Genomic DNA, 25,813 nt, shown 5'->3' with positions numbered 1-25,813 from the left:
AAAGAGCAAACTAGGAAACTAGCCGCAGGCTGCTCAAAACACTGTTTTGAGGTTGCAGATGGAAGTTGACGTGGTTTGAAGTATAAATAGTAGACAAAAAGGAGCGCTGAGCTCCTTTTCTTGATGATTACAAGGTTTTTTCTTGTTCTCTCACCACCAGCAAATCAACTTTAGCATGGCGGAGGATGTATTCAGATGAAGAACCGACCAAGAGGCGTTCAAAGGCGTTGAGACCAGTTGCGCCAACGAGGATGAGGTCCACTTCTTCAGCATCGGGAATAGTACGTGCCAGTAGGGTCTTTGGATTTCCCATTTCAATGACGATGTGAATATTTGCCACACCAGCATCTTTAGCACGTTTTTCGTACTCTTTCATCAGACTTTCAGCGTCGACTTGGAGTTCTTCATAAACTTCAGCATCAAAGGTGGATACGCTTTGGAGAGCGCGTGTGTCAATGACATGTGCGATGGTGAGTTTAGCGTCGTTTCGTAGAGCAGAATGAACTCCCTTGACAAAAGCCAAGTCCGCTTCTTTAGAACCATCGATTGCGACCATGATATTTTGGTAACGTTGTGCCATAATGAAACCTCCTGAAATTTTCTTACTATCATTGTAAACCTTTTCACTATATAAGTAAAGCAAAAAAGGTATTTTTCAAAAGAATATTAGCGCTTAAAATCTATATAAATATATGATAAAATAAAAGAAAGGATAGCAGGAAAGAAGTGAAGGGAGGGAGAATGATGAAGCACTCTTTTCAAGAAACAAAAAATTCAAATTTCCTTTATTATGGAATCATCCTAGTTTCAGTCTTGCTAGAAGTTATCATGATCTGGCAATTAGAGAAGCTAATTCCGCTTCTCTATCCAGGTTTTGTTGGCTTTTTAGTCTTTCACCTACTCTACCATTTTCTATTATTCCTGGTTGCAAAACGAAGTGGGCGTTGGGATTACTTGATGATATGGGGACTTTTTCTCATGTTCAATCTTCTCTATGACTCCTTTTTAGGCTTGTTTTTTCTAGGTTTATCTTTTGGTATGTGATGTTTTTTTGGCAAAACACCTGTTATCTCTCCTGTCTTGACCTCGCTTTTAGCGAGGCTTTTCTTCTGTAGGATTTTAGTAACACATTTCAGTAAACTTGTCGCATTTTCTTTCTAGTGGTATAATGTTATTATCCTGATGAATTGAGGAGACAAGATGAAAGAATATAACAAGTCTAGTAAGTTAGAGCATGTTGCTTATGATATCCGTGGTCCTGTTTTGGAAGAAGCCATGCGGATGCGAGCAAACGGAGAAAAGATTTTACGTCTGAATACAGGAAATCCAGCAGAATTTGGTTTTACAGCGCCAGACGAGGTCATTCATGACTTGATTATGAATGCGCGTGATAGTGAAGGTTATTCTGATTCCAAAGGGATTTTCTCAGCCCGTAAGGCCATCATGCAGTATTGCCAGTTGAAGAAATTCCCAAATGTAGATATTGATGATATCTACCTTGGAAATGGTGTTAGTGAGTTGATTGTCATGTCTATGCAGGGGCTTTTGGACAATGGAGATGAGGTCTTGGTGCCTATGCCAGACTATCCTCTTTGGACAGCTGCTGTCAGCCTAGCTGGGGGAAATGCCGTTCACTATATCTGTGATGAAGCTGCAGAATGGTATCCAGATATTGACGATATCAAGTCAAAAATCACTTCCAATACCAAGGCAATCGTCCTTATCAATCCAAACAACCCAACTGGAGCCCTTTATCCTAAGGAACTCTTGCTGGAGATTATTGAGATTGCCCGTCAAAATGATTTGATTATCTTTGCGGATGAAATTTACGACCGCATGGTAATGGATGGACATGTGCATACGCCTGTGGCTAGCTTGGCACCAGATGTTTTCTGTGTCAGCATGAATGGTCTATCAAAATCCCACCGTATTGCTGGTTTCCGTGTGGGTTGGATGGTCTTGTCTGGACCTAAAACGCACGTCAAGGGCTATATTGAAGGTCTCAATATGCTGTCCAATATGCGCCTTTGCTCTAACGTTTTGGCCCAACAAGTCGTACAAACTTCCTTGGGGGGGCACCAATCAGTCGATGAATTGCTTCTTCCAGGTGGACGGATTTACGAGCAAAGAAATTTCATCTACAATGCCATTCAAGAGATTCCAGGTTTATCTGCGGTTAAACCCAAGGCGGGACTCTATATCTTCCCTAAAATCGACCGTAATATGTACCGTATCGATGATGATGAGCAGTTTGTCCTTAATTTCTTGAAACAGGAAAAGGTTCTCTTGGTTCATGGTCGAGGTTTTAACTGGCAGGAACCAGACCACTTCCGTATCGTTTACCTTCCTCGTGTTGATGAACTAGCCCAAATTCAAGAAAAGATGACTCGTTTCTTGAAACAGTATCGTAGATAGGGCTTACATTCGAAAAAGCTGGAAACATTTGCCTTGAGCTATTGACAAAAGCAAAAGAATCAGATAGAATAGTAAAGTATGTTTAGTAACTGATCACTTTATAGCCGGCTAAACGAATACAAAATCTATGAGGAGGTATTCATCGTGAAACGTACTTATCAACCAAGTAAACTTCGTCGTGCGCGCAAACACGGATTCCGTAACCGTATGTCAACTAAAAACGGTCGTCGCGTATTGGCAGCTCGTCGTCGTAAAGGACGCAAAGTTTTGGCTGCATAATCCAAACGAACCATATCAAAAATCAGTAGGAACTCGAGTCTACTGATTTTTATTTTTGTAAAAAAGTACAAAAAGCTTTATATTTTTGCTTGAATAGTGTATAATATTTCACATACTGTAAAAATGGAGAATAATCATGAAGAAATCAAAAGTTATGCTTTTTGGAGCTATGGCTTTGACAGCAGGTCTAGCTCTAGCAGCATGTGGGTCTTCCCAATCAAGTAATGCAGACAAGACATACTCTTATATCTTTGTCAATAACCCAGATACCTTGGATTATATTACTTCTACCCGAGACTCTACATCTAGTATCACAACCAACTTGATTGATGGTTTATTGGAAAACGACCAGTATGGCAATCTCATCCCGTCTATGGCTGAGTCGTGGACTGTGTCAAAAGATGGTTTGACCTACACTTATAAAATCCGTCAGGGGGCTAAATGGTACACTTCTGAAGGAGAAGAGTATGCGGATGTAACAGCTCATGACTTTGTGACTGGTCTTAAGTATGCGGCTGATAAAAAGGCTGAGAACTTGTACTTGGTACAAGATTCTATCAAAGGGCTAGCAGACTATGTTGAAGGGAAATCATCTGATTTTGGAACTGTTGGTGTTAAGGCAGTGGATGATTACACACTCCAATACACCCTCAACCAACCTGAGACTTATTGGAACTCTAAAACAACAGCAAGTATTCTTAGTCCTGTAAACGAAGCTTTCTTGAAGTCTAAGGGGGATGACTTTGGAAGTGTGACGCCATCAAGTATCTTGTCAAATGGTCCTTACTTGTTTAAGTCCTTCACATCAAAATCTTTGATTGAATTTGATAAAAATCCTAACTATTGGGATAAGGACAATGTCAAAATTGAGAAAGTGAAGCTCTCTTTCTTTGACGGTTCTGACCAAGACAGCATTGCTAGAGGTTTCTTGGATGGTAACTATACTGATGGCCGTATCTTCCCAACAAGTTCAGTCTTTGCTGAACTCAAGAAGGGAAATGAGGACAAGATTACCTATACACCACAAAACTCAGTTACTTTCTATTATCTTTTCAACGTGAATCGTCAAAGCTACAAGCAGACTATGAAACAGTCTGATAAGGAAAAGACAGATTCACGCGCAGCTATGCAAAATAAAGATTTCCGTCAGGCTATCAACTTTGCCTTTGACCGTCATGCCTATGCAGCGCAGACAAATGGTGAAGATGGAGCAGACCGTATTTTGCGTAACACGATTACACCAAGTAACTTTGTCCAAGTTGGAGATAAGAACTTCGGTGATATTGTCAATGAAAAAATTGTCAACTACGGTAAAGATTGGGCAAATATCAACCTAAACGATGGTAAGCAAGCTTTCTTGAACCCTGACAAGGCCAAAGAGAAATTTGCTAAGGCTAAAGAAAGTCTGCAAGCTCAGGGAGTAACCTTCCCAATTCATTTGGATATGCCAGTTGACCAGACTGCTAAGTTAGATGTGCAACAGGCTGGTTCTTTCAAGCAAACAGTAGAAGCCACTCTTGGTAAGGAGAATGTAGTTATCGATGTTATCCAACTTTCTCCAGATGAAAAAGATCAGGCAACCTACTTTGCAGATACAGCAGAACAAAAAGACTACGATATCGACATCTCAGGATGGGGTGGAGACTACTCAGATCCGAAGACTTACCTAGCTATCCTTGATCCAGAGACAGGTTCTCAGTTGAAAAACATGGGCTTGTCTGAAGGAAAAGACAAGGAAGTTAAGGATAAGATTGGTCTTTCTGACTACAAGAAACTCTTGGATCAGGCAGATGCTGAAATCACAGATACTCAAGCTCGCTATGAAAAATATGCTGAAGCCCAAGCTTGGTTGACAGATAGTGCCCTCTTCCTACCAGTTCAAAGTGGCGGAGCTAACCCAATCTTCCGTAAGACTGTACCGTTTACAGGTCCATTCTCATTCGTTGGTCATAAGGGAAATGCAGACAACTACAAATATGTTGAATTGCAAAAAGAGCCAGTAACAGCTAAACAGTACCAAGAACTCTATGAAAAATGGCTGAAAGAAAAAGCTGAGTCAAATAAAAAAGCTCAGGAAGATTTAGCTAACCACATTCAATAGTATTCCTAGTCATGCTTTTCAGTTAATACTCTTCGAAAATCTCTTCAAACCACGTCAGCTTCACCTTGCCGTAGGTATGTTACTGACTTCGTCAGTTCTATCTGCAACCTCAAAACAGTGTTTTGAGCTGACTTCGTCAGTTTCATCTACAACCTCAAAGCAGTGCTTTGAGCAGCCTGCGGCTAGCTTCCTAGTTTGCTCTTTGATTTTCATTGAGTATAAGCCTAGTGACTGGATTTAGAAAAAGGCCTTACCAGAGCTTCTTGGTTCTGGTAGGGCCTTTTCTTTATTCTTTTAAGTGATAAGAGTAGCTAGCAACAACAACGTCTTGGTGCCAACGAAGGGCGTATTTGAGTTTGAGACTCATCTGATTGTGCAGGATATTCTGCCAAGGTTTATTAGGGATAAACTGGGGAACGAGGACAGTGACTGTATAGTTCTTTTTCTGTGCTTCCTCGGAAATCCGTTTGACATACTTGACAGTAGGGGTGATGATGTCGCGATAGCTAGTCTTGATATTTTTCAGAGTAATGGTTGGGAAGTAATCGGCAAATTCTTGGAGAATTTCTTGATCTTTTTCTGCTGTTTCCTTGGTAGAAATATGCATGGCTAGGACTTCGTCACCGATACTTTGAGCGTAGTTAATGGCTCCGACGCTGACTCGTGTGACATTTCCTACTAGGACCAGAACTAGATTGCCGTCGTAAGTACGTTTTTCGATTCCTTCATAGAGTCGCAGTTGTTGGGCTACTTTTTGGTAATGACTGTGAATTACCAAGAAGAGTAGGGTGAGTACGAGAATAATCGGGAAGAAAGGCCAGATATCACTGAGACGGAAAAAGAGCAAGATTAGTACAATCGCGTAGCAAATGATTGCCCCAAGGATGTTAGCAAGAGCAGGTTTTAAGAAGTTGGCTCCTTTTACCTTTTTCCAATGACGAATCATCCCAGTCTGAGATAGGGCGAAGGGAACGAAGACCCCGATAGTATAAAGAGGAATCAAACGTTCGGTATTGCCATTAAAAATGAGAAGAAGAATCATAGCCCCAAAAGCCAGAGTTAAAATTCCATTGGAGTAGCCTAGGCGGTCTCCTTTTTCCATAAAGAGATGGGGCATGTATTTGTTTTTAGCCATATTGTAAGCCAGCATAGGGAAGGCCGAAAAGCCAGTATTTGCAGCTACGGCCAAAATCAAGGCTGTGGAGAATTGGAAGATATAATACCCAAGGTGGCCTAAGAAGGAAGTGCCGAGGATGCCTTGAGCCATCTGTGAAAGAATAGTTTCTCCGTGTTGAGGCATAATCCCCATCCAGTAGTTTAGGAAGGTGATACCAGCAAAAAGAAAACCTAAAATCAGTGACATAATGGTCAAGGTCTGAGCAGCATTCTTTTCTTTTGGAGCCTTGAAAAAGGGAACGGCATTTGAAATAGCTTCAACCCCAGTGAGAGAGGCTGATCCGCTGGTAAAAGCTCTTAGAATGAGAACGATAGACAGGCTCGGAACAGCATGCCCAATAGGTGAAGTTGCCTGATAGCTGAGAGCACCTGTCACTAGTTGAAAGATTCCATAGAGCAAGAGAAAGACAGTACTGATGATAAAGAGATAGACAGGAATCATCAGTGAACTGGCAGATTCTTTTAAGCCCCGTAAGTTCAAGAGCATGAGCAAGCAAACCAGAAAAATGGAGATGTGGAGGTTGTAAGGGTGAAGAGCAGGGAGAGCTGCTGTGATAGCGTCAGCTCCAGATGCAACGGATACCGCTACGGTCAACATATAGTCAACCAGAAGACTGCCTCCAGCTATCAAGCCAAGTTGGGGAGATAGATTTTCTCGAGTAACCATATATGCCCCTCCCCCTTGAGGGTAGGCATGGATGATTTGACGGTAGGAAACGGTCAGGCTAGCTAGAAGCAGGAGGACAAAGAGGCCGATAGGAAGGCTCCACCATATAGCTAGAGGAGAGAGACTAGCCAAGACGAGGACTACTTGCTCAGGTCCATAGGCGATGGAGGACAGAGCGTCGCTTGACAACATTGCCAGTGCCTGCATTTTTCCCAGTAGTCCCCCTTCGCCTTCGGTTAAGGATTTAAGAGGACGACCGATAAAGGTCTGTTTTAATTTTGTAAACATAGTTGTTTCCTTTGTTGAAAAATTCAATAAGTGTTATTATACTGCTTTGGAAAAAGAGCGTCAAGAGATGATAATGGGTTTTAGAATATTTTTTTCAGATGAGGAGAGAGGTCAGTTTTTTTGCTATAATAGTAGATAGAAAACGAGGTTAGAAGAGATGATTTTTGATACACATACACACTTGAATGTAGAAGAATTTGCAGGTCGTGAGGCAGAAGAAATTACCTTGGCTGCTGAGATGGGTGTGACACAGATGAATATTGTTGGTTTTGATCAACCGACGATTAAGCGTGCCTTGGAGTTGGTGGATGAGTATGACCAACTTTACGCGACTATTGGTTGGCATCCTACAGAAGCTGGAATTTACACAGAGGAGATTGAAGCCTACTTGATTGATAAGCTCAAGCATCCCAAGGTTGTTGCTTTAGGTGAAATTGGTTTAGACTACCATTGGATGACAGCGCCAAAAGAAGTACAGGAGCAGGTTTTTCGTCGCCAGATTCAGTTATCTAAGGACTTGGATTTACCTTTTGTTGTCCATACCCGTGATGCGCTGGAAGATACCTATGAGATTATCAAGAGTGAGGGCGTTGGTCCTCGTGGTGGGATTATGCATTCATTTTCAGGGACGCTTGAGTGGGCAGAGAAGTTTGTGGAGCTTGGTATGACCATTTCCTTCTCAGGAGTGGTGACTTTCAAGAAGGCAACTGACATCCAAGAAGCAGCTAAAGAGTTACCTTTGGACAAGATTTTGGTGGAAACAGATGCGCCTTACTTAGCACCTGTACCCAAGCGTGGTCGCGAAAATAAAACAGCCTATACTCGCTATGTAGTGGACTTTATAGCTGATTTGCGTGGGATGACGGCAGAAGAGCTAGCGGAGGTAACAACTGCAAATGCAGAACGAATTTTTGGATTGGACAGCAAGTAATGAAAGAGAAAATTTCCCAAGTCATCGTTGTCGAAGGGCGAGATGATACGGCCAATCTCAAACGTTATTTCGATGTAGAGACCTATGAGACACGAGGTTCTGCCATCAATGAACAGGATATAGAGCGGATTCAGCGCCTGCACCAACGTCATGGAGTCATTGTCTTTACAGACCCAGATTTTAATGGGGAGCGGATTCGTCGTATGATTATGACGGCCATTCCAACAGTTCAGCATGCCTTCCTCAAGCGAGATGAAGCTGTTCCTAAGTCCAAAACCAAGGGCCGTTCTCTGGGAATTGAGCATGCTAGCCATGAAGACCTGAAAACAGCTCTAGCTCAGGTGACAGAACAATTTGAACATGAGAGCCAGTTTGACATCAGTCGTAGCGACTTGATTCGCCTTGGTTTTCTAGCAGGGGCAGACAGCCGTAAGCGTAGAGAATATCTGGGAGAGGCTCTCCGAATCGGCTATTCTAACGGCAAGCAACTCCTCAAGCGCTTAGAGTTGTTTGGGGTTGCTTTGGCAGAAGTGGAAGGAGCTATGAAATCTTATGAGAATAACTAAGCAGAACCCAAATACAAGGGGAATGTGTTACAATAGAAGTAAGTAGATTTATGTCAGGGGATTCACTTTGATAATATTTAAATAGATGTTTACAAGGAAAGAGTGAAATGAAAATACGAGTTGATAGAGATTCTGTCTGTATGGGTGATGATGTATTACCTCATGAGGTAGAATTTGAAGTTCCAGAAGACATGACGGTGAAAGATTTTTTTGATTTTCTAGAAATGGAGCGTTATCTACCTTCTGTCCAAGGGAATAATGTTGCTTGGGAACTTCGTAATCGAAACGGGGAACACGGAGCTTATTTTACCAAAACACGAGAAATCATTCATCCAGATGCACTCCTAAAAGAGATGGTGGAAGGATTTGATGGAACTCCCTTATTTGTTTTGCTCTATTATTATACTCCAGAAGCTTACTATATTAGAAAAGAGAATAGATGAGAATTGCAGATTATAGCGTGACTAAGGCAGTGCTGGAGCGTCACGGTTTTACCTTTAAAAAGTCCTTTGGGCAAAATTTCTTAACGGATACCAATATCCTACAAAAAATCGTGGATACGGCTGAGATTGATGACCAGGTTAATGTTATCGAAATTGGGCCAGGGATTGGTGCCTTGACGGAGTTTCTGGCTGAGCGTGCAGCAGAGGTCATGGCCTTTGAGATTGACCACCGTTTGGTGCCGATTTTGGCAGATACCCTACGTGATTTTGACAATGTGACCGTAGTCAACGAGGACATTCTCAAGGTTGACTTGGCGCAACATATCCAGAATTTTAAAAATCCTGACCTGCCAATCAAGGTAGTGGCTAATTTGCCTTACTACATCACGACACCTATTCTCATGCACTTAATCGAGAGTGGGATTCCTTTTAGTGAGTTTGTCGTCATGATGCAAAAAGAAGTGGCAGACCGCATTTCCGCTCAACCAAATACCAAGGCATATGGCAGTTTGTCAATCGCTGTGCAGTATTACATGACTGCTAAGGTTGCCTTTATCGTACCTCGTACGGTCTTTGTGCCAGCACCAAATGTGGATTCAGCCATCTTGAAAATGGTGCGTCGTTCAGAGCCAGCCGTAGCAGTGGAAGACGAGAACTTTTTCTTTAAGGTTTCCAAGGCTAGTTTTACCCATCGCCGCAAGACCTTGTGGAATAACTTGACAGGTTACTTTGGCAAGACTGAAGAGGTCAAGGACAAGCTGACCAAGGCCTTGGACCAAGCAGGTTTGTCACCAAGTGTACGTGGGGAAGCTCTCAGCTTGGTAGAGTTTGCTAGCCTAGCAGATGCGCTTAAAGGGCAAGGACTCTAAGATGCAGGGACAAATCATTAAAGCCTTAGCAGGCTTCTACTATGTAGAAAGTGATGGTCAGGTTTATCAAACGCGAGCGCGTGGGAATTTCCGTAAAAAAGGCCATACTCCCTACGTTGGGGATTTGGTAGATTTTTCTGCCGAGGAAAATTCAGAAGGCTATATCCTCAAAATTCACGAACGGAAAAACAGTCTGGTCCGTCCGCCCATTGTCAATATTGACCAAGCTGTAGTAATCATGTCTGTCAAGGAACCTGATTTTAACAGCAATTTGCTGGATCGTTTCTTAGTTCTTTTGGAGCACAAGAGTATCCATCCCATCGTCTATATTTCTAAGATGGACCTACTGGAAGATAGAGGGGAACTGGATTTTTATAAACAGACTTATGGTGACATCGGCTATGACTTTGTGACTAGTAAAGAGGAACTATTGCCTTTGTTAACAGGCAAGGTTACAGTCTTTATGGGACAGACAGGTGTTGGGAAATCAACTCTTCTCAACAAAATCGCGCCTGACCTCAACCTAGAGACGGGAGAAATTTCTGATAGTTTAGGTCGTGGTCGTCATACCACCCGAGCTGTTAGTTTTTACAACCTCAATGGGGGTAAAATCGCGGATACACCAGGCTTTTCATCCTTGGACTATGAAGTATCAAGGGCGGAAGACCTTAATCAGGCTTTCCCAGAGATTGCTAGTGTCAGTCGAGACTGTAAGTTCCGTACTTGTACCCATACCCATGAGCCGTCCTGTGCTGTCAAGCCAGCAGTTGAAGAAGGTACCATTGCATCCTTCCGTTTTGATAATTACCTGCAATTCCTCAGTGAAATTGAAAATCGCAGAGAAACCTATAAAAAAGTCAGCAAAAAAATTCCAAAATAAGGAGAAACCTATGTCTCAATACAAGATTGCTCCGTCAATTCTGGCAGCAGATTATGCCAACTTTGAACGTGAAATCAAACGCCTAGAAGCAACTGGGGCAGAATATGCCCATATCGATATCATGGATGGTCACTTTGTACCACAAATCAGTTTTGGTGCAGGTGTGGTCGAAGCTCTTCGACCTCATAGCAAGATGGTCTTTGACTGCCACTTGATGGTAGCTAATCCAGAGCATCATTTAGAAGATTTTGCGCGTGCAGGTGCGGATATCATCAGCATCCATGTGGAAGCAACGCCCCATATTCATGGTGCCCTCCAAAAAATTCGTTCACTCGGTGTCAAGCCATCTGTTGTTATCAATCCTGGTACGCCTGTTGAGGCGATTAAGCACGTCCTTCATCTAGTTGACCAAGTTTTAGTCATGACAGTTAACCCAGGTTTTGGTGGGCAAGCCTTTCTGCCAGAAACTATGGATAAGGTTCGTGAGTTGGTTGCACTTCGTGAGGAAAAAGGTTTGAACTTTGAGATTGAAGTCGATGGTGGGATTGATGACCAAACTATTGCTCAAGCCAAAGAAGCTGGTGCGACCGTTTTTGTAGCAGGTTCCTATGTCTTTAAGGGAGAAGTCAATGAGCGAGTACAAACTCTCAGAAAACAACTGGACTAAGGTTGCTGTTTTTGCAGGCGGAGACCGCGGTCATTATCGGACAGATTTTGATGCTTTTGTCGGTGTGGATCGAGGCTCGCTCTGGGTCTTGGAAGAAGGTTTGCCTCTTGCTCTAGCAGTCGGAGATTTTGATTCTGTCACTGCAGAAGAGCGACAGGTGATTCAAAAACGTGCCCAGCATTTTGTTCAAGCCCGACCAGAAAAAGATGATACCGATTTGGAATTGGCTCTCTTAACTATCTTTGAGCAAAATCCTCAGGCTGAGGTTACTATTTTTGGTGCTTTGGGTGGCCGTATTGACCATATGTTGGCCAATATCTTTCTGCCTAGCAATCCCAAGTTGGCACCCTATATGCGCCAGATAGCGATTGAGGATGGGCAAAATTTGATTGCCTATTGTCCAGAAGGGACCAGTCAGCTACATCCCCGTTCAGACTACGACTATCTTGCCTTTATGCCGGTTCGGGATAGCCAGCTGACCATTCTCGGAGCTAAGTATGAGTTGACAGAGGAAAATTTTTTCTTTAAAAAAGTGTACGCTTCTAACGAATATATAGATAGGGAAGTGTCGGTGACTTGCCCAGATGGCTATGTGGTCGTGCTGCATAGCAAGGACAGGAGGTAGGATGGAAAGTTTACTTGTTCTATTATTGCTTGCCAACCTAGCTGGACTCTTTCTGATTTGGCAAAGGCAGGATAAGCAGGAAAAACATCTCAGTAAGAGCTTGGAGGATCAGGCAGATCATTTGTCAGACCAGTTGGATTATCGCTTTGAACAAGCCAGACAAGCCAGTCAGTTAGATCAAAAAGACTTGGAAGTAGCTGTCAGCGACCGTTTGCAAGAAGTGCGAATGGAATTGCACCAAGGCTTGACTCAAGTTCGTCAAGAAATGACAGATAATCTCTTGCAAACTAGAGATAAGACCGACCAACGTCTTCAAGCCTTGCAGGAATCAAATGAGCAACGTTTGGAGCAAATGCGCCAAACGGTCGAGGAAAAGTTGGAAAAGACCTTGCAGACGCGCTTGCAGGCTTCCTTTGAGACAGTTTCCAAACAACTGGAGTCGGTCAATCGTGGCCTTGGAGAAATGCAGACAGTTGCCCGTGATGTTGGGGCCCTCAACAAGGTTCTCTCTGGAACTAAGACACGAGGGATTCTGGGAGAATTGCAACTGGGGCAAATTATTGAGGACATCATGACCCCTGCCCAGTATGAACGAGAATACGCAACGGTTGAAAACTCTAGTGAACGAGTGGAGTATGCTATCAAGTTACCCGGACAAGGCGACCAGGAATATGTCTACCTACCGATTGACTCCAAGTTTCCACTGGCAGATTATTACCGCTTAGAAGAAGCCTATGATGCGGGTGACAAGGACGAGATCGAACGCTGTCGCAAGTCACTCTTAGCAAGCGTCAAGCGCTTTGCCAAGGATATCAAGAGCAAGTACATATCACCGCCTCGGACGACCAATTTTGGAGTTTTGTTTGTTCCGACAGAAGGTCTCTACTCAGAAATCGTTCGCAATCCGGTCTTCTTTGATGATTTGAGACGGGAGGAGCAGATTATCGTTGCAGGACCAAGTACCCTATCAGCTTTGCTCAACTCCCTATCGGTTGGCTTCAAGACTCTCAATATCCAAAAGAGTGCCGACCATATCAGTAAGACCCTTGCTAGCGTTAAGACCGAGTTTGGCAAGTTTGGTGGCATTCTGGTCAAGGCACAAAAGCATCTCCAACATGCCTCTGGCAATATTGATGAATTATTAAACCGTCGCACCACAGCTATCGAGCGAACGCTCCGTCACATTGAGTTATCAGAAGGTGAGCCTGCGCTTGATCTACTCCATTTCCAAGAAGATGAGGAAGAATATGAAGATTAGTCACATGAAAAAAGATGAGCTGTTTGAAGGCTTTTACCTAATCAAGTCAGCTGACCTGAGGCAAACTCGAGCTGGGAAAAACTACCTAGCCTTTACCTTCCAAGATGATAGTGGCGAGATTGAAGGAAAACTCTGGGATGCTCAACCTCATAACGTTGAGGCCTTTACCGCAGGTAAGGTTGTCCACATGAAAGGACGCCGAGAAGTTTATAATAACACCCCTCAAGTCAATCAAATTACTCTCCGCCTGCCTCAACCTGGCGAACCCAATGATCCAGCTGATTTCAAGGTCAAGTCACCAGTTGATGTCAAGGAAATCCGTGACTATATGTCGCAAATGATTTTCAAAATTGAAAATCCTGTTTGGCAACGAATTGTCCGAAAGCTCTACACCAAGTATGATAAGGAATTTTACTCCTATCCAGCTGCCAAGACTAATCACCATGCCTTTGAAACGGGTTTGGCTTATCATACGGCGACCATGGTGCGTTTGGCAGATGCTATTAGCGAAGTCTATCCTCAGCTCAATAAGAGCCTGCTCTATGCGGGGATTATGCTGCATGACTTGGCTAAGGTCATCGAGTTGACTGGACCAGACCAGACTGAGTATACAGTACGAGGTAATCTCCTTGGGCATATTGCTCTAATTGATAGCGAAATTACTAAGACAGTGATGGAACTCGGTATCGATGATACCAAGGAAGAAGTCGTTCTGCTTCGTCACGTCATCCTTAGTCACCACGGCTTACTTGAGTATGGAAGTCCAGTCCGTCCACGCATTATGGAAGCAGAGATTATCCATATGATTGACAATCTGGATGCAAGCATGATGATGATGTCAACAGCTCTTGCTTTGGTAGATAAAGGAGAGATGACCAATAAAATCTTCGCTATGGACAATCGTTCCTTCTATAAACCAGATTTAGATTAATAATTTAAGAAAAATGAGCATTTTTTAGGATAAGAATGTTCGTTTTTTTATGTGAATATGGTATAATAGATAAAATATCAAAATTAAATGAAGTGGGAAATAGAAATGAAATTAAGAAGAAGTGATCGGATGGTTGTCATTTCCAACTATTTGATTAATAATCCTTATAAACTAACTAGTCTCAATACTTTTGCTGAAAAGTACGAATCCGCTAAATCATCCATCTCAGAAGATATCGTCATTATCAAACGCGCCTTTGAGGAAATTGAAATCGGTCATATCCAAACAGTAACTGGTGCTGGTGGGGGTGTCATCTTCACACCTTCTATTTCGAGCCATGATGCCGAGGAAATGGTTGAGGATTTGCGTGCCAAGTTATCAGAAAGTGACCGTATCTTGCCAGGTGGTTATATCTACTTGTCCGATTTGCTTAGCACACCAGCCATCTTGAAAAATATTGGTCGCATTATTGCCAAGAGCTTTATGGACCAAAAAATTGATGCGGTTATGACAGTAGCGACTAAGGGTGTTCCACTTGCAAATGCAGTTGCCAATGTCCTCAATGTTCCTTTTGTTATTGTGCGCCGTGACCTGAAAATTACCGAAGGTTCAACTGTCAGCGTCAACTATGTTTCAGGTTCAAGTGGTGACCGTATCGAGAAAATGTTCCTTTCAAAACGTAGTCTCAAGGCTGGTAGCCGTGTCTTGATTGTGGATGACTTCTTGAAAGGTGGCGGAACTGTCAATGGGATGATCAGTCTCTTGCGAGAGTTTGACTCAGAACTGGCAGGTGTAGCGGTCTTTGCGGACAATGCCCAAGAAGAACGCGAAAAGCAGTTTGACTACAAGTCACTCTTGAAGGTCACTAATATTGATGTCAAGAACCAAGCCATCGATGTTGAGGTTGGCAATATCTTTGACGAAGATAAATAAGAGATAGAACTAAAGGTTGGAACGATTGTCCCAGCCTTTCTTTGCAAATAGAATAGAAGGAAGCTTATGAAAACACCATTTATCAATAAAGAAGACTTAGAAGCGATTGTTGCCGAGTTCCCGACACCCTTTCACTTGTATGATGAGAAAGGAATACGTGAAAAAGCACGAGCTGTCAATCAAGCCTTTTCGTGGAACAAGGGCTTTAAGGAATATTTTGCAGTTAAGGCTACTCCAACACCAGCTATTTTGAAAATTCTCCAAGAGGAAGGCTGTGGTGTGGACTGCTCTAGTTATGTGGAGCTTTTGATGAGCCATAAACTAGATTTTCCTGGTTCTGAGATTATGTTCTCTTCAAACAACACGCCAGACAAGGAATACGCCTATGCGCGTGAATTGGGTGCGACCATTAACTTGGATGCCTTTGAAGATATTGAACATCTAGAGCGTGCAGCAGGTATTCCAGAAATCATCTCATGTCGTTACAATCCTGGAGGCGTTTTTGAACTGGGGACAGACATCATGGACAATCCTGGAGAAGCCAAGTTTGGCATGACCAAGGACCAGCTCTTTGAAGCCTTTGCAATCTTGAAGGAAAAAGGAGCCAAGACTTTTGGAATTCACTCCTTCCTAGCGTCTAATACTGTTACCCATCTCTATTATCCAGAGTTGGCTCGTCAGCTTTTCGAATTGGCTGTTGAAATCAAGGAAAAGTTGGGCATTTCACTAGACTTTATCAATCTTTCTGGCGGTATTGGTGTCAATTATCGTCCAGACCAGGAGCCAAATGATATCGCCTTGATTGGTGAGGGAGTTCGTAAGGTATATGAAGAGGTCCTTACGCCAGCAGGTCTTGGTCAGGTTAAGATTTTCACCGAATTGGGTCGCTTTATGTTGGCACCTCACGGTGCTTTGGTTACAAGAGTCACCCATAAGAAGGAAACCTACCGTACCTATCTCGGTGTGGATGCATCAGCAGTCAACCTCATGCGTCCAGCTATGTATGGAGCCTACCATCATATTACTAACGTAACCCATCCAGATGGACCAGCTGAAGTGGTAGATGTGGTTGGTTCACTCTGTGAAAACAATGATAAATTTGCAGTGAATCGTGAACTGCCTCATACAGAAATCGGTGATTTGCTGGTAATTCATGATACAGGTGCCCACGGATTTTCAATGGGCTACCAGTACAACGCCAAACTTCGTTCTGCGGAAATCCTCTATACCGAAGAAGGCAAAGCCCGTCAAATCCGCCGTGCAGAGCGCCCTGAGGACTATTTTGCAACCTTGTATGGTTTTGATTTTGAAGAAGAATCTGAGAAGTAATTGAAAATGAAATTGAAAAACAGATTGCTTTCTAAAAAATAGACAAAAATCTTGTTTTTCCTTCAAGTCGTGATATAATAAAACTATAAAACGTTTTCAAGGAAGGTAACGATATGTCTGAAGAAACAATTGATTATGGACAAGTGACAGGAATGGTGCATTCAACGGAGAGCTTTGGTTCGGTAGACGGACCTGGTATTCGCTTTATTGTCTTTTTGCAGGGCTGTCACATGCGTTGCCAGTATTGCCATAACCCAGATACTTGGGCTATGGAGTCCAATAAGTCACGTGAACGGACGGTAGATGATGTCTTGACAGAGGCCTTGCGCTACCGCGGTTTCTGGGGGAATAAGGGTGGTATTACAGTCAGTGGAGGAGAAGCCCTCTTGCAGATTGATTTCTTGATTGCCCTCTTTACCAAGGCCAAAGAACACGGAATCCACTGTACCTTGGATACCTGTGCACTGCCTTTCCGTAATAAACCACGTTACCTTGAAAAGTTTGACAAACTCATGGCTGTTACTGACTTGGTTCTCTTGGATATCAAGGAAATCAACGAAGAACAGCACAAGATTGTTACTAGCCAAACCAATAAAAATATTTTGGCCTGTGCCCAGTATCTATCAGATATTGGAAAACCTGTCTGGATTCGCCACGTGCTAGTTCCAGGTTTGACAGACAGAGATGATGACTTGATTGAACTTGGTAAGTTCGTCAAGACTCTCAAAAATGTGGATAAGTTTGAAATTCTACCTTATCACACCATGGGTGAGTTCAAGTGGCGTGAATTGGGAATTCCTTATTCGCTCGAAGGGGTCAAACCACCAACAGCAGATCGCGTTAAGAACGCTAAAAAACTCATGGATACCGAAAGTTACCAAGACTATATGAAACGTGTACATGGATAGAAAAGAAGCCTGATGGAAACATCGGGCTTTTAAGTTTTTACAAATCTAGATAATTATAGTGGATTGAACCTAAAATAGTGCGCTACGGATTCTAAAACATTTTTAGAAATTAATTTGACTTTCCTAAGCTCTCTGGTCTTGTCTTATTTCAATCCACTATAAATAAAACAAAATTTTATACTCTTCGAAAATCTCTTCAAATCACGTCAACGTCGCCTTACCGTAGGTATGGTTACTGACTTCGTCAGTTTCATCTACAATCTCAAAGCAGTGCTTTGAGCAACCTACGGCTAGCTTCCTAGTTTGCTCTTTGATTTTCATTGACTATTAAATCTTTTGACTCTCTAAATTCTGAAAAAAATCCGAAAATGAATGTGTAAGATATAGTTACTTTTAGAAATATTAAATAGAATAGGAGAACATCATGGAACAAAGTATTACCATTAAAAATTTATGTAAGTCATATGGCCAAACTCAAATTTTAAAAGATATTTCTTTTGAAGCAAAAGCAGGTAGAGTGACTGCTTTCCTGGGTCCAAATGGAGCTGGAAAAAGTTCAACCTTACGTATTTTATTAGGATTAGACAAAGCAACATCTGGTCTTACCAAAATTGGAGATCAAACTTATAAGGAATTAAAATTTCCCCTAAAGACTGTAGGAGCTTCATTTGATAGTGTAGGTGCTCCTGATGATCGGACTGTTTATCAACATTTGAAAATTGTTGCTGCTAGTAATGGGATATCCAGTCAGCGAATTGATCAGGTCTTGGATATGGTGGATATTAGTCATAAGAAAAAATCTAAAATTGGGAAATTATCATTAGGAGAAGGACAACGCTTGGGAATTGCAACAGCTCTATTAGGAAATCCTCAATATCTGATATTGGATGAACCGACTAATGGGTTGGATCCAAGAGGAATTCAGTGGTTTAGAGAGTTTATAAAAAAACAAGCTCAAGAAGGGAAAACTGTCTTGCTATCATCTCATATATTATCGGAAGTGGAAGCAGTAACAGATGATGTAGTTATCATAAATAAAGGAAAAGTTCTTATAAAAGGCACTTTACAAGAAGTGATGAAAAATCTTTCCTCACTAGAAGAAGTCTTCTTTAATTTAACAGAGGGAGGAAAGTGACATGGCACTTATTTACTCTCTTCATTCTGAAATATTGAAATTGCTTTATAAGAGAGCTACTCATATTGTACTATTCTTGATACTGGTATTTCAAACGTTTTTAGCAAATATTGGTGCTTCTCAAATTGTTTCAGTTGGTATCCATGCTACACCAGAGACAAATCCAGAGTTGGCAGAAGCTATACCTCCTATTGAATTTTTAGGTTTTGATGTCACTTTATTTGGTGTTTTTATTATGATTATCCTAGGCTCAATTTACGGAGCCGAGGAGTATACATGCTCTGCTATTCGTACAAGCCTCCTCTCTATTACAAATCGAGATACTTTCCTAGTTTCAAAAACATTAGTTTGGCTTGTATTTTCTTTTTTCATTTCCTTTCTATCAATATTCCTTACGATTAACATGACACATTATGTTTTAGGACAAGATGGCTTATTGCTTTTTTCACTAAATGGAACAGTTTGGTTCTATATATTTTTAGCCAGTATAGCTTGGACTTTGTTGGGACTTCTAGCCTATATTATGGCTTTGACATTTAAAACAGCCATTGTTCCTCTATTATTTTTGCTTCCCCAAGTCTACAATTTAGGAACATTCTTAGCAAACTATATATCGGTTGCAAAATTTCTTCCAGTTGCATTGGGGCAAGGATTGATTGCTACATCTCCTCAAATTTTAGAACATAATAGTTTACAACATATTTTATTTTTACTTTGTTGGAACTTCTCATTCTTGGCTTTAGCAATTTACCGCTTACTTAAGTCAGATATTGGAGGAGGTGAATAAGTTGAAAGAGCAACTTAAAAGTGAGTATCTCAAGTTTATGATGAATCCTTGGCACTGGTTGATTGTAGGTGCTCTATTACTGTGTGTTCCGGCGATGGTTGTTTTTTTAAATAGTAAGCCAGACCAGTTGACCTTACAGTTTGTTTTGGAACAGCTACTGCAAAGTCTCTATTTAGGACAGGCAGGTTTCGTTAGTCTAGTGGTTCTATTTATAGGTCAAGAATTTACAGGTTCTAGCCTTCGTACCAGTTTTCTTACCTGTCCAAATCGTTTGAAATTTATAATCTGTAAACTAGCTATTGTATTATGTATGGAAATTGTATTATTGGTTGCTGTAATATCATTATGCATACTAATCGCGCAAGGATACTACAATATCAATCTTTTGAGTAATATTAAACATGTTCTAACAATTCTATTTCCAGCTTGTATTTCTATTCTAACCTTCTCTCTTTTAAGTGGTATTTTTGTATTTATTTCCCAGTCTTTTATCTTAATTTTGGGAATCAGTTTATCCCTTTTATTGGGGTTGGGACAAATGTTACTACAATTCAGTTCTTTTTTTAGAAATTTACCATTACTGGCTAGTATGAATTGTTTTTATACCCATCCCTTGTCGCTTTATTATCCAGTGTGGCAAGGCTTAGGGATACAAATAGTTTGGTTATCAATTGTTTTTGTATGTGCTACACTGATACTTATAGGAAGAAATGTAGGCTAAAGACAGGGGATATCCTGTCTTTTTCTCGGTTAGTGCTATAATATAGTTAGGAGGGTGAGTTATGGCTTATAAAATTTTGGTGGTAGATGATGATATTGCTATTCTTCGCCTAATAAAAAAAGTACTAGAATATGAAAAATACGAAGTAGTCATACGAAATAAGATAGAAGAGATTGATCTTTGTGATTTTACAGGATTTGACTTGATTTTATTAGATATTATGATGCCTGTTAGTGGTTTAGAAATCTGTCAGATGATTCGCGAGCAGATAACTGTTCCTATCTGTTTTATAACTGCCAAGGATATGGATGAAGATTTGGTAGCTGGAATCAATGCAGGTGCTGATGATTATATTATGAAGCCCTTTAGTATGCAAGAATTGTTAGCACGTGTTAAAATGCACTTGCGTCGTGAAGAACGGACTAAAGGAAATGTTCATCAAATAAAGATTGGGAAGCTTATACTATATACGGATAGTAAGGAACTATTTGTAAACGATGATAAGATTGCTCTGACAAGGAGGGAATTTGACATAGTGAATCTTTTGGCAAGCAACCCAAGTAAAATATATTCTATTGAGGAAATTTATAATTATCTATATCCACAAAGTTCAGAAGCGCTTTTACGTTCGGTTTCAGAGTACATTTATCAAATTCGTCAAAAGCTGAAACCTTATCAATTAAATCCAATTAAAACCTTGTACTGTGGAGGATATCAATGGGTAGAATCAAAAGTTTTAGACAATTAATTCGAGAAACCTGTTGGAGAATTATTTGGCAGTTTAGTCTTGGCTTGCTAATGGCCTATCTTATTCCCTTAGCTTCAGTATCTATACAAATAAATGAAGACGGGAAACCTCTAAAAAATAGTGGTGTTCTATCAATTTTTTTCAATGTGTCATCATGGATATATATTTGTGTTTTATTGATTGTTCTAATAAGTTATCACATTGGAAAATTGTTGAAAAAACTGAGTTATGAAATGACTTTGATTTATGAAAATAGTATGTGGTTGAAGAAGGAATGTACAGAAAGTTTAACGGTTAAAGAATTTCGCGAGACAGGAAATCGGATTATTGTGATGCAAGATAGAATTCGACAATTAATAGTTGATGAGAAACAGCAGAAAGAAGATTTGATGTTTCAGGTTTCAGCAGCTTCTCATGATTTAAAAACTCCCTTAACCATTATTAGGGGAAATGTAGAATTTTTGCAGGCGATAACTGAAAACGACCAATCTCAAGAATGTTTAGCAGATATAGAAAGAGCTAGTCAACAGTTACTAGACTATTTCAATCAATTGATTCACTATTCTAAAACCTATTATGATGATGAGACAGGTTGGACGGAGTATTCCTCTTCAGATTTTATCAATGAATTAGAGAAAGAAGTCTCTTTTTTGATAAAAAATCAGATGAAGTTTTCTTTTGAACAAAATGTGAAAGGAACTGAAAACTATTATATAAATTCATCTCTTCTGATTCGTGCCATACAAAATATTTTAACAAATGCTTTGGAGTATGCCGATAAACAGAATCCTAAAATTAACATTAGGGTAGAGCAAGAGGGGAAAGAATTGAAAATAAGTATATGGAATAATGGTTTGGAATTTCCAGATGAAGTTTTAAATCATTTTGGGAAGCTCTTTTATCGTATGGATAAAGCTAGATCGGTTAAAGAGCAACATTATGGTATTGGACTTAGTTTTGTATGTAGAGTTGCAAAACTACACAAAGGCCGAGTTGAGCTTAGAAATAGAGATGAGGGAGCAGAAGTTTTAATGACTCTCAATTGTATTAAATCATAGCGATTTACTTGTTAATTTATGATTGAATCGTTTTTAGAATATTTAACTTTTTCGATTAGTATAGGATGTAACAGTAGATAATAAAAACGAATGATGATATCTAGTTGATGAAAACTATTTATCATTCATTCGTTTTTTTAATTATTGGATAATATACGCAGCTTTATCTCGAACGTTGTTTTCCAGCGTTGCGATTTTTGTGTTTTTTCTTGCTTGTAATAGCAATTGGTTGTTCAGGGGTAACGTCTTTTCGTCCGTTTGATGTTGAGAAAGCACTTGCTTTTGGTGGGTTCTTTGCCAGTTCTTCACGGACTTTTTTGCGAAGTTTTGGACGAACGATATAGTTGACGATAAACTGTTGGAGAATCATCATGAAACCACCGACAACCCAGTAAAGTGTGACACTGGCTGGTGAAATGAGGGAGAAGACGACAATCGTGATTGGGCTTACGTAAGCCATTTTCTTGATTTGATCTCTTTGCGTTTCATCTTCTACTCCGTGAAGTGAAAGGAGCGATTGAAGATAGTAAAGAATACCAGCGAAGGCAACCAAAATCATACTTGGAGAACCTAGAGGAATGCCTAGGTAGCTTGCTTGAGCAACCCCTTCAGTATGTTGGGCAGCAAAGTAAATTGCAGAGAAGAAAGGCATTTGAAGGAGGATAGGGAAGCATCCTACACCACCAAACATACTGATGCCGTGTTCTTTTTGAGCGGCAAAGAGAGCTTGTTGGGCTTCGAGTTTTTCTTCTTGAGTAGTCGCTTCCTTGAGACGAGTTTGATGTGGCTCAAGGACGTGCTTGAGGGCGTTCATCTTTTCAGAGTGAAGCGTTGCCTTCCATGATTGGTAGATACCAAGTGGCAAGATAATCAAGCGCACGATAATGGTTACGATAATGATAGCCATACCAAAGCCTAGACCTTGATTGGTAGCGAAGTACTTGATAGCTTCAGCCATAGGCGCTCCGAAAGTATTCCAAATAAATCCTGTTGGCTCTCCTGTTGCTTTATCGACGCTAACACAGCCAGTTAAGACTAGCAACATAGCCACTCCCATAGCTGAGAGTGCAAAACGTTTAATAGATTTCACTGTTTTTATTCCTTCTTTAAAAATTATACCTTTCTATTCTACTGTTTTTTTACAAAATATACAATAGTTCTAGAGACCTAATTTGCGATTTTAAAGTCAGGGTAAGGAGGAAAGTTACTTAGTTTGACATCTAAGTAGCTGACTTTTGAAAAAGGTGTGGGTCCTTTTCGGATTTCTTGGATAAATTTTGCCATGATAGCAGATGAGTCTGCTTGGGCTAAGATTTCCACTGTGCCATCGTCGTTATTCCATACCCGACCTGTAATGCCACCAATTTCAAGTGCCAGGCTATAAACACCCCAACGAAAGCCGACTCCTTGTACCCTACCTTGGGCAATCATTCTAACCTTTTGCATACCAAACCCCTTTGATTGTGTTATAATATTTCTATGACTATTATAACCTCAAAAGCCAATTCTGTGATAAAAAATGCCAAGAAATTACACCAAAAAAAATACCGCAAGTCTGCCTATTTGATTGAAGGATGGCACTTGTTTGAAGAAGCAGTCCAAGCTGGAGTCACGATTGAGAAAATCTTTGCCCTAGAAAATTACCGAGATCAGTTAGCCTCGTTTCCGCAAACTGTCTGGGTGTCAGAGGATATTCTGCTAGATTTGGCGGATTCTCAGACTCCACAGGGCATCGTTGCGGTGGTCCAAAAAGAAGAAGTAGGACAAGCTGACTTTAGTCAGGGCAAGTTCTTATTTTTGGAAGATGTGCAAGATCCTGGTAATGTGGGAACTATCATTCGGACTGCGGATGCAGCAGGTTTTACTGGAGTAATTGTTTCAGATAAATCGGCAGATATCTACAGTCTCAAGACCTTACGTTCCATGCAAGGCAGTCATTTTCATCTGCCTATTTATAGGATGTCTAGTCAAGCGCTTCTTAAGGAAGCTAAAAAGGCTGCTATCCCAGTGCTGGCAACAACCCTATCTAAAGATTCTGTTGATTACAGAGAACTACCTCCTATAGAAAATTTTGTACTAGTCATGGGGAATGAAGGCCAAGGAATTAGTCCCCTCATGGCTGAAAATGCAGATCAATTGGTCCATATTAGTATGAAGGGACAGGCGGAGAGTTTGAATGTTGCAGTTGCAGCAGGTATTTTGATTTTCCATTTAAGCTAATTTTAACTTTCTTTGTTATAATCAAGAAAAGACATTCATAGAAAAGGAGAAAAGATGAATCACACTATTATTCACGACCGCGCAGGTCTCAATCAATTTTACGCTAAGGTTTATGCCTTTGTTGGTCTGGGGATTGGGCTATCAGCCTTGGTATCTGGCCTTATGTTGACGGTCTTTCAGTCTCAGTTGGTTTACTTTTTGATGCAGGGGCGTCTCTGGTTGACCATTGCAACCTTTGCAGAGCTAGCTCTGGTCTTTGTTGCCAGTAGCATGGCTTCAAAGAATAGCCCAGCGGCTCTTCCAGTATTTTTATTTTACTCAGTATTAAACGGCTTTACCCTCAGTTTTGTGGTGGCCTTCTATACTCCGGGTACAGTTTTATCTGCCTTTGTATCAAGCGCCCTTCTCTTCTTTGTCATGGCGGCAGTGGGTATGTTCACCAAGAAAGATTTGAGTGGACTTGGTCGAGCGATGATGGCGGCTCTTATTGGTTTACTGATTGCTATGGTAGTCAATATTTTCTTGGCTAGTGGTTTCTTTGATTATATGATTAGCGTAGCCATGGTCTTGGTCTTCTCTGGGCTGATTGCTTGGGACAACCAAAGAATTCGCCTTGCCTATGAACAATCACAAGGCCGTGTAGCGACAGGTTGGGTTGTATCAATGGCTCTCAGTATCTATCTTGATTTTATCAATCTTTTCCTAAGTATTCTACGTATCTTTGGTCGTAATGACTAGAAGGCCTATGAAATCAGTGTTTTGAGTAACACTGATTTTTTTAAATTTTCTCTTTTCTTTTCTTGGAAATAGGTGTATAATACGTTTATTAAATTTTTGAGGAGTAGCCTATGAAGAAAAGTTTTATCCACCAACAAGAAGAAATTTCCTTTGTTAAAAACACTTTTACCCAGTATTTGAAAGATAAGCTAGAAGTTGTCGAAGTTCAAGGTCCTATCTTGAGCAAGGTCGGTGACGGGATGCAGGATAACCTATCTGGTGTGGAAAATCCAGTATCTGTCAAGGTTTTGCAGATTCCTGATGAAACCTATGAAGTGGTGCATTCGCTTGCTAAATGGAAACGCCATACCCTAGCTCGTTTTGGTTTCGGTGAGGGTGAAGGTCTTTTTGTTCATATGAAGGCCCTTCGTCCAGACGAAGACTCGCTGGATGCAACCCACTCTGTCTTTGTGGATCAGTGGGACTGGGAAAAGGTCATTCCAAATGGACAACGTAATATTGCCTACCTAAAAGAAACAGTTGAGAAGATTTATAAGGCTATTCGTCTTACTGAGCTAGCTGTTGAAGCCCGCTATGATATCGAGTCTGTCTTGCCAAAACAAATCACTTTTATCCATACGGAAGAGTTGGTAGAACGCTACCCAGACTTGACACCGAAAGAACGTGAAAATGCTATCTGTAAAGAATTTGGAGCAGTCTTCTTGATCGGTATCGGTGGCGAATTACCAGACGGTAAACCGCACGATGGACGTGCACCAGACTACGATGACTGGACAAGCGAATCTGAAAATGGCTACAAGGGTCTGAATGGCGATATTCTTGTCTGGAATGAATCTTTAGGTGGAGCCTTTGAGCTATCTTCTATGGGTATCCGTGTTGATGAAGAAACGCTTCGCCGTCAGGTTGCAATCACAGGTGATGAAGACCGCTTGGAATTGGAATGGCACAAGGCTTTGTTGAATGGTCTATTCCCATTGACAATCGGTGGAGGAATTGGACAATCTCGGATGGCTATGTTCTTACTTCGCAAGAAACATATCGGAGAAGTGCAAACAAGTGTTTGGCCTCAAGAAGTCCGCGATACTTACGAAAATATTTTGTAGAGAATCGAACCGCAAGGTTCGGTTTTCTTTCTCTTTT

The 25,813-nt window shown here is 41.0% G+C and carries 28 protein-coding genes; 24 read left to right on the top strand and 4 right to left on the bottom strand.

The window, feature by feature from the left end; all coding sequences use genetic code 11:
* Positions 1–127: 127 nt before the first annotated feature.
* Positions 128–580, bottom strand: coding sequence for a universal stress protein (locus RWP09_RS07150; protein WP_000079151.1), 453 nt, complete (start codon positions 578–580; stop codon positions 128–130).
* Positions 581–741: 161 nt separating this feature from the next.
* Between RWP09_RS07150 and RWP09_RS07145 the strand changes: the two genes are divergently transcribed.
* From RWP09_RS07145 to RWP09_RS07130, 4 genes are all read left to right on the top strand, one after another.
* Positions 742–1,044: a hypothetical protein gene (locus RWP09_RS07145; protein WP_314435860.1), complete on the top strand. Its 303-nt coding sequence runs from the start codon at positions 742–744 to the stop codon at positions 1,042–1,044.
* A gap of 156 nt (positions 1,045–1,200) precedes the next feature.
* Positions 1,201–2,415 carry a pyridoxal phosphate-dependent aminotransferase gene (locus RWP09_RS07140; protein WP_000666462.1) on the top strand — a complete coding sequence of 405 codons (1,215 nt, stop codon included), beginning with the start codon at positions 1,201–1,203 and terminating at the stop codon, positions 2,413–2,415.
* Positions 2,416–2,559: 144 nt separating this feature from the next.
* The gene (rpmH, locus tag RWP09_RS07135) at positions 2,560–2,694 is read left to right on the top strand and encodes a 50S ribosomal protein L34 (protein WP_000831905.1); all 135 of its coding nucleotides are present in this window, start codon (positions 2,560–2,562) and stop codon (positions 2,692–2,694) included.
* A gap of 136 nt (positions 2,695–2,830) precedes the next feature.
* Positions 2,831–4,795 (top strand): peptide ABC transporter substrate-binding protein, encoded by a 1,965-nt coding sequence (locus RWP09_RS07130; RefSeq protein WP_314435855.1) that lies wholly within the window; start codon positions 2,831–2,833, stop codon positions 4,793–4,795.
* Positions 4,796–5,081: 286 nt separating this feature from the next.
* Here RWP09_RS07130 and RWP09_RS07125 read toward each other — a convergent pair whose 3' ends face one another.
* Entirely contained in the window at positions 5,082–6,926 is a 1,845-nt protein-coding gene (locus RWP09_RS07125) for an APC family permease (RefSeq protein ID WP_314435852.1), read from the bottom strand.
* 157 nt (positions 6,927–7,083) lie between these two features.
* Here RWP09_RS07125 and RWP09_RS07120 point away from each other — a divergent pair, with 157 nt between their 5' ends.
* From RWP09_RS07120 to RWP09_RS07040, 17 genes are all read left to right on the top strand, one after another.
* Positions 7,084–7,857 (top strand): TatD family hydrolase, encoded by a 774-nt coding sequence (locus RWP09_RS07120; protein ID WP_314435850.1) that lies wholly within the window; start codon positions 7,084–7,086, stop codon positions 7,855–7,857.
* A complete protein-coding gene (gene rnmV / locus RWP09_RS07115) occupies positions 7,857–8,423 on the top strand; it encodes a ribonuclease M5 (protein WP_314435848.1) in 567 nt (188 codons plus the stop codon). The genes RWP09_RS07120 and rnmV overlap by 1 nt, the downstream gene beginning before the upstream one ends.
* 107 nt (positions 8,424–8,530) lie before the next feature.
* Positions 8,531–8,866: a hypothetical protein gene (locus RWP09_RS07110; protein ID WP_314435845.1), complete on the top strand. Its 336-nt coding sequence runs from the start codon at positions 8,531–8,533 to the stop codon at positions 8,864–8,866.
* Positions 8,863–9,735: a 16S rRNA (adenine(1518)-N(6)/adenine(1519)-N(6))-dimethyltransferase RsmA gene (gene rsmA / locus RWP09_RS07105; RefSeq protein ID WP_314435841.1), complete on the top strand. Its 873-nt coding sequence runs from the start codon at positions 8,863–8,865 to the stop codon at positions 9,733–9,735. The genes RWP09_RS07110 and rsmA overlap by 4 nt, the downstream gene beginning before the upstream one ends.
* Before the next feature lies 1 nt (position 9,736).
* Positions 9,737–10,615 carry a ribosome small subunit-dependent GTPase A gene (gene rsgA / locus RWP09_RS07100; protein WP_314435837.1) on the top strand — a complete coding sequence of 293 codons (879 nt, stop codon included), beginning with the start codon at positions 9,737–9,739 and terminating at the stop codon, positions 10,613–10,615.
* A 10-nt stretch (positions 10,616–10,625) separates the two neighbouring features.
* The gene (gene rpe / locus RWP09_RS07095; RefSeq protein WP_314435834.1) at positions 10,626–11,282 is read left to right on the top strand and encodes a ribulose-phosphate 3-epimerase; all 657 of its coding nucleotides are present in this window, start codon (positions 10,626–10,628) and stop codon (positions 11,280–11,282) included.
* On the top strand, positions 11,245–11,907 hold the full coding sequence (locus RWP09_RS07090) for a thiamine diphosphokinase (protein WP_314435832.1): 663 nt from the start codon (positions 11,245–11,247) through the stop codon (positions 11,905–11,907). The genes rpe and RWP09_RS07090 overlap by 38 nt, the downstream gene beginning before the upstream one ends.
* A 1-nt stretch (position 11,908) precedes the next feature.
* Positions 11,909–13,165 carry a DNA recombination protein RmuC gene (rmuC, locus tag RWP09_RS07085; RefSeq protein WP_314435829.1) on the top strand — a complete coding sequence of 419 codons (1,257 nt, stop codon included), beginning with the start codon at positions 11,909–11,911 and terminating at the stop codon, positions 13,163–13,165.
* Complete coding sequence (locus RWP09_RS07080) at positions 13,155–14,096, top strand: 3'-5' exoribonuclease YhaM family protein (RefSeq protein ID WP_000703198.1); 942 nt, start codon at positions 13,155–13,157, stop codon at positions 14,094–14,096. The genes rmuC and RWP09_RS07080 overlap by 11 nt, the downstream gene beginning before the upstream one ends.
* Positions 14,097–14,201: 105 nt before the next feature.
* Positions 14,202–15,029 (top strand): pur operon repressor, encoded by an 828-nt coding sequence (purR, locus tag RWP09_RS07075; protein ID WP_261233818.1) that lies wholly within the window; start codon positions 14,202–14,204, stop codon positions 15,027–15,029.
* A gap of 66 nt (positions 15,030–15,095) precedes the next feature.
* Entirely contained in the window at positions 15,096–16,358 is a 1,263-nt protein-coding gene (locus RWP09_RS07070; RefSeq protein ID WP_314435822.1) for a diaminopimelate decarboxylase, read from the top strand.
* A 113-nt stretch (positions 16,359–16,471) separates the two neighbouring features.
* Positions 16,472–17,266, top strand: a complete 795-nt coding sequence (pflA, locus tag RWP09_RS07065; protein WP_001288286.1) for a pyruvate formate-lyase-activating protein — start codon at positions 16,472–16,474, stop codon at positions 17,264–17,266.
* 424 nt (positions 17,267–17,690) lie between these two features.
* Complete coding sequence (locus tag RWP09_RS07060) at positions 17,691–18,401, top strand: ATP-binding cassette domain-containing protein (protein ID WP_314435819.1); 711 nt, start codon at positions 17,691–17,693, stop codon at positions 18,399–18,401.
* A gap of 1 nt (position 18,402) precedes the next feature.
* A complete protein-coding gene (locus RWP09_RS07055; RefSeq protein ID WP_314435817.1) occupies positions 18,403–19,188 on the top strand; it encodes an ABC transporter permease in 786 nt (261 codons plus the stop codon).
* Between the two features lies 1 nt (position 19,189).
* The gene (locus RWP09_RS07050; protein ID WP_314435815.1) at positions 19,190–19,909 is read left to right on the top strand and encodes an ABC transporter permease; all 720 of its coding nucleotides are present in this window, start codon (positions 19,190–19,192) and stop codon (positions 19,907–19,909) included.
* Positions 19,910–19,970: 61 nt separating this feature from the next.
* The gene (locus RWP09_RS07045; protein ID WP_314435813.1) at positions 19,971–20,657 is read left to right on the top strand and encodes a response regulator transcription factor; all 687 of its coding nucleotides are present in this window, start codon (positions 19,971–19,973) and stop codon (positions 20,655–20,657) included.
* Positions 20,627–21,715, top strand: coding sequence for a HAMP domain-containing sensor histidine kinase (locus tag RWP09_RS07040; RefSeq protein WP_314435811.1), 1,089 nt, complete (start codon positions 20,627–20,629; stop codon positions 21,713–21,715). The genes RWP09_RS07045 and RWP09_RS07040 overlap by 31 nt, the downstream gene beginning before the upstream one ends.
* A 163-nt stretch (positions 21,716–21,878) precedes the next feature.
* On the opposite strand, the gene yidC is transcribed toward RWP09_RS07040, so the two are convergent.
* Positions 21,879–22,805 (bottom strand): membrane protein insertase YidC, encoded by a 927-nt coding sequence (gene yidC / locus RWP09_RS07035; protein ID WP_314435808.1) that lies wholly within the window; start codon positions 22,803–22,805, stop codon positions 21,879–21,881.
* Positions 22,806–22,882: 77 nt separating this feature from the next.
* A complete protein-coding gene (locus RWP09_RS07030; RefSeq protein ID WP_001174612.1) occupies positions 22,883–23,161 on the bottom strand; it encodes an acylphosphatase in 279 nt (92 codons plus the stop codon).
* A 33-nt stretch (positions 23,162–23,194) separates the two neighbouring features.
* Between RWP09_RS07030 and RWP09_RS07025 the strand changes: the two genes are divergently transcribed.
* The 3 genes from RWP09_RS07025 to asnA all read left to right on the top strand — a co-directional run bounded on the left by RWP09_RS07025 (position 23,195) and on the right by asnA (position 25,776).
* Entirely contained in the window at positions 23,195–23,935 is a 741-nt protein-coding gene (locus tag RWP09_RS07025) for an RNA methyltransferase (protein ID WP_314435805.1), read from the top strand.
* Positions 23,936–23,989: 54 nt separating this feature from the next.
* Positions 23,990–24,673 (top strand): Bax inhibitor-1/YccA family protein, encoded by a 684-nt coding sequence (locus tag RWP09_RS07020; protein ID WP_314435802.1) that lies wholly within the window; start codon positions 23,990–23,992, stop codon positions 24,671–24,673.
* A 110-nt stretch (positions 24,674–24,783) separates the two neighbouring features.
* Positions 24,784–25,776 (top strand): aspartate--ammonia ligase, encoded by a 993-nt coding sequence (asnA, locus tag RWP09_RS07015; RefSeq protein WP_033688114.1) that lies wholly within the window; start codon positions 24,784–24,786, stop codon positions 25,774–25,776.
* The last annotated feature ends 37 nt before the right edge of the window (positions 25,777–25,813 follow it).

It is taken from the genome of uncultured Streptococcus sp., from assembly GCF_963521255.1.
Classification (GTDB): domain Bacteria; phylum Bacillota; class Bacilli; order Lactobacillales; family Streptococcaceae; genus Streptococcus.
The sequence above is the reverse complement of the archived record's forward strand: the minus strand, read 5'-3'. Positions and strand labels throughout refer to the sequence as shown.

Excerpts from the sequence above, each read along its gene's own strand:
- RWP09_RS07150 (WP_000079151.1), bottom strand. The coding sequence starts at position 580 with ATGGCACAACGTTACCAAAATATCATGGTCGCAATCGATGGTTCTAAA.
- RWP09_RS07145 (WP_314435860.1), top strand. The coding sequence starts at position 742 with ATGATGAAGCACTCTTTTCAAGAAACAAAAAATTCAAATTTCCTTTAT.
- RWP09_RS07140 (WP_000666462.1), top strand. The coding sequence starts at position 1,201 with ATGAAAGAATATAACAAGTCTAGTAAGTTAGAGCATGTTGCTTATGAT.
- RWP09_RS07130 (WP_314435855.1), top strand. The coding sequence starts at position 2,831 with ATGAAGAAATCAAAAGTTATGCTTTTTGGAGCTATGGCTTTGACAGCA.
- RWP09_RS07125 (WP_314435852.1), bottom strand. The coding sequence starts at position 6,926 with ATGTTTACAAAATTAAAACAGACCTTTATCGGTCGTCCTCTTAAATCC.
- RWP09_RS07120 (WP_314435850.1), top strand. The coding sequence starts at position 7,084 with ATGATTTTTGATACACATACACACTTGAATGTAGAAGAATTTGCAGGT.
- rnmV (WP_314435848.1), top strand. The coding sequence starts at position 7,857 with ATGAAAGAGAAAATTTCCCAAGTCATCGTTGTCGAAGGGCGAGATGAT.
- RWP09_RS07110 (WP_314435845.1), top strand. The coding sequence starts at position 8,531 with ATGAAAATACGAGTTGATAGAGATTCTGTCTGTATGGGTGATGATGTA.
- rsmA (WP_314435841.1), top strand. The coding sequence starts at position 8,863 with ATGAGAATTGCAGATTATAGCGTGACTAAGGCAGTGCTGGAGCGTCAC.
- rsgA (WP_314435837.1), top strand. The coding sequence starts at position 9,737 with ATGCAGGGACAAATCATTAAAGCCTTAGCAGGCTTCTACTATGTAGAA.
- rpe (WP_314435834.1), top strand. The coding sequence starts at position 10,626 with ATGTCTCAATACAAGATTGCTCCGTCAATTCTGGCAGCAGATTATGCC.
- RWP09_RS07090 (WP_314435832.1), top strand. The coding sequence starts at position 11,245 with ATGAGCGAGTACAAACTCTCAGAAAACAACTGGACTAAGGTTGCTGTT.
- rmuC (WP_314435829.1), top strand. The coding sequence starts at position 11,909 with ATGGAAAGTTTACTTGTTCTATTATTGCTTGCCAACCTAGCTGGACTC.
- RWP09_RS07080 (WP_000703198.1), top strand. The coding sequence starts at position 13,155 with ATGAAGATTAGTCACATGAAAAAAGATGAGCTGTTTGAAGGCTTTTAC.
- purR (WP_261233818.1), top strand. The coding sequence starts at position 14,202 with ATGAAATTAAGAAGAAGTGATCGGATGGTTGTCATTTCCAACTATTTG.
- RWP09_RS07070 (WP_314435822.1), top strand. The coding sequence starts at position 15,096 with ATGAAAACACCATTTATCAATAAAGAAGACTTAGAAGCGATTGTTGCC.
- pflA (WP_001288286.1), top strand. The coding sequence starts at position 16,472 with ATGTCTGAAGAAACAATTGATTATGGACAAGTGACAGGAATGGTGCAT.
- RWP09_RS07060 (WP_314435819.1), top strand. The coding sequence starts at position 17,691 with ATGGAACAAAGTATTACCATTAAAAATTTATGTAAGTCATATGGCCAA.
- RWP09_RS07055 (WP_314435817.1), top strand. The coding sequence starts at position 18,403 with ATGGCACTTATTTACTCTCTTCATTCTGAAATATTGAAATTGCTTTAT.
- RWP09_RS07045 (WP_314435813.1), top strand. The coding sequence starts at position 19,971 with ATGGCTTATAAAATTTTGGTGGTAGATGATGATATTGCTATTCTTCGC.
- RWP09_RS07040 (WP_314435811.1), top strand. The coding sequence starts at position 20,627 with ATGGGTAGAATCAAAAGTTTTAGACAATTAATTCGAGAAACCTGTTGG.
- RWP09_RS07030 (WP_001174612.1), bottom strand. The coding sequence starts at position 23,161 with ATGCAAAAGGTTAGAATGATTGCCCAAGGTAGGGTACAAGGAGTCGGC.
- RWP09_RS07025 (WP_314435805.1), top strand. The coding sequence starts at position 23,195 with ATGACTATTATAACCTCAAAAGCCAATTCTGTGATAAAAAATGCCAAG.
- RWP09_RS07020 (WP_314435802.1), top strand. The coding sequence starts at position 23,990 with ATGAATCACACTATTATTCACGACCGCGCAGGTCTCAATCAATTTTAC.
- asnA (WP_033688114.1), top strand. The coding sequence starts at position 24,784 with ATGAAGAAAAGTTTTATCCACCAACAAGAAGAAATTTCCTTTGTTAAA.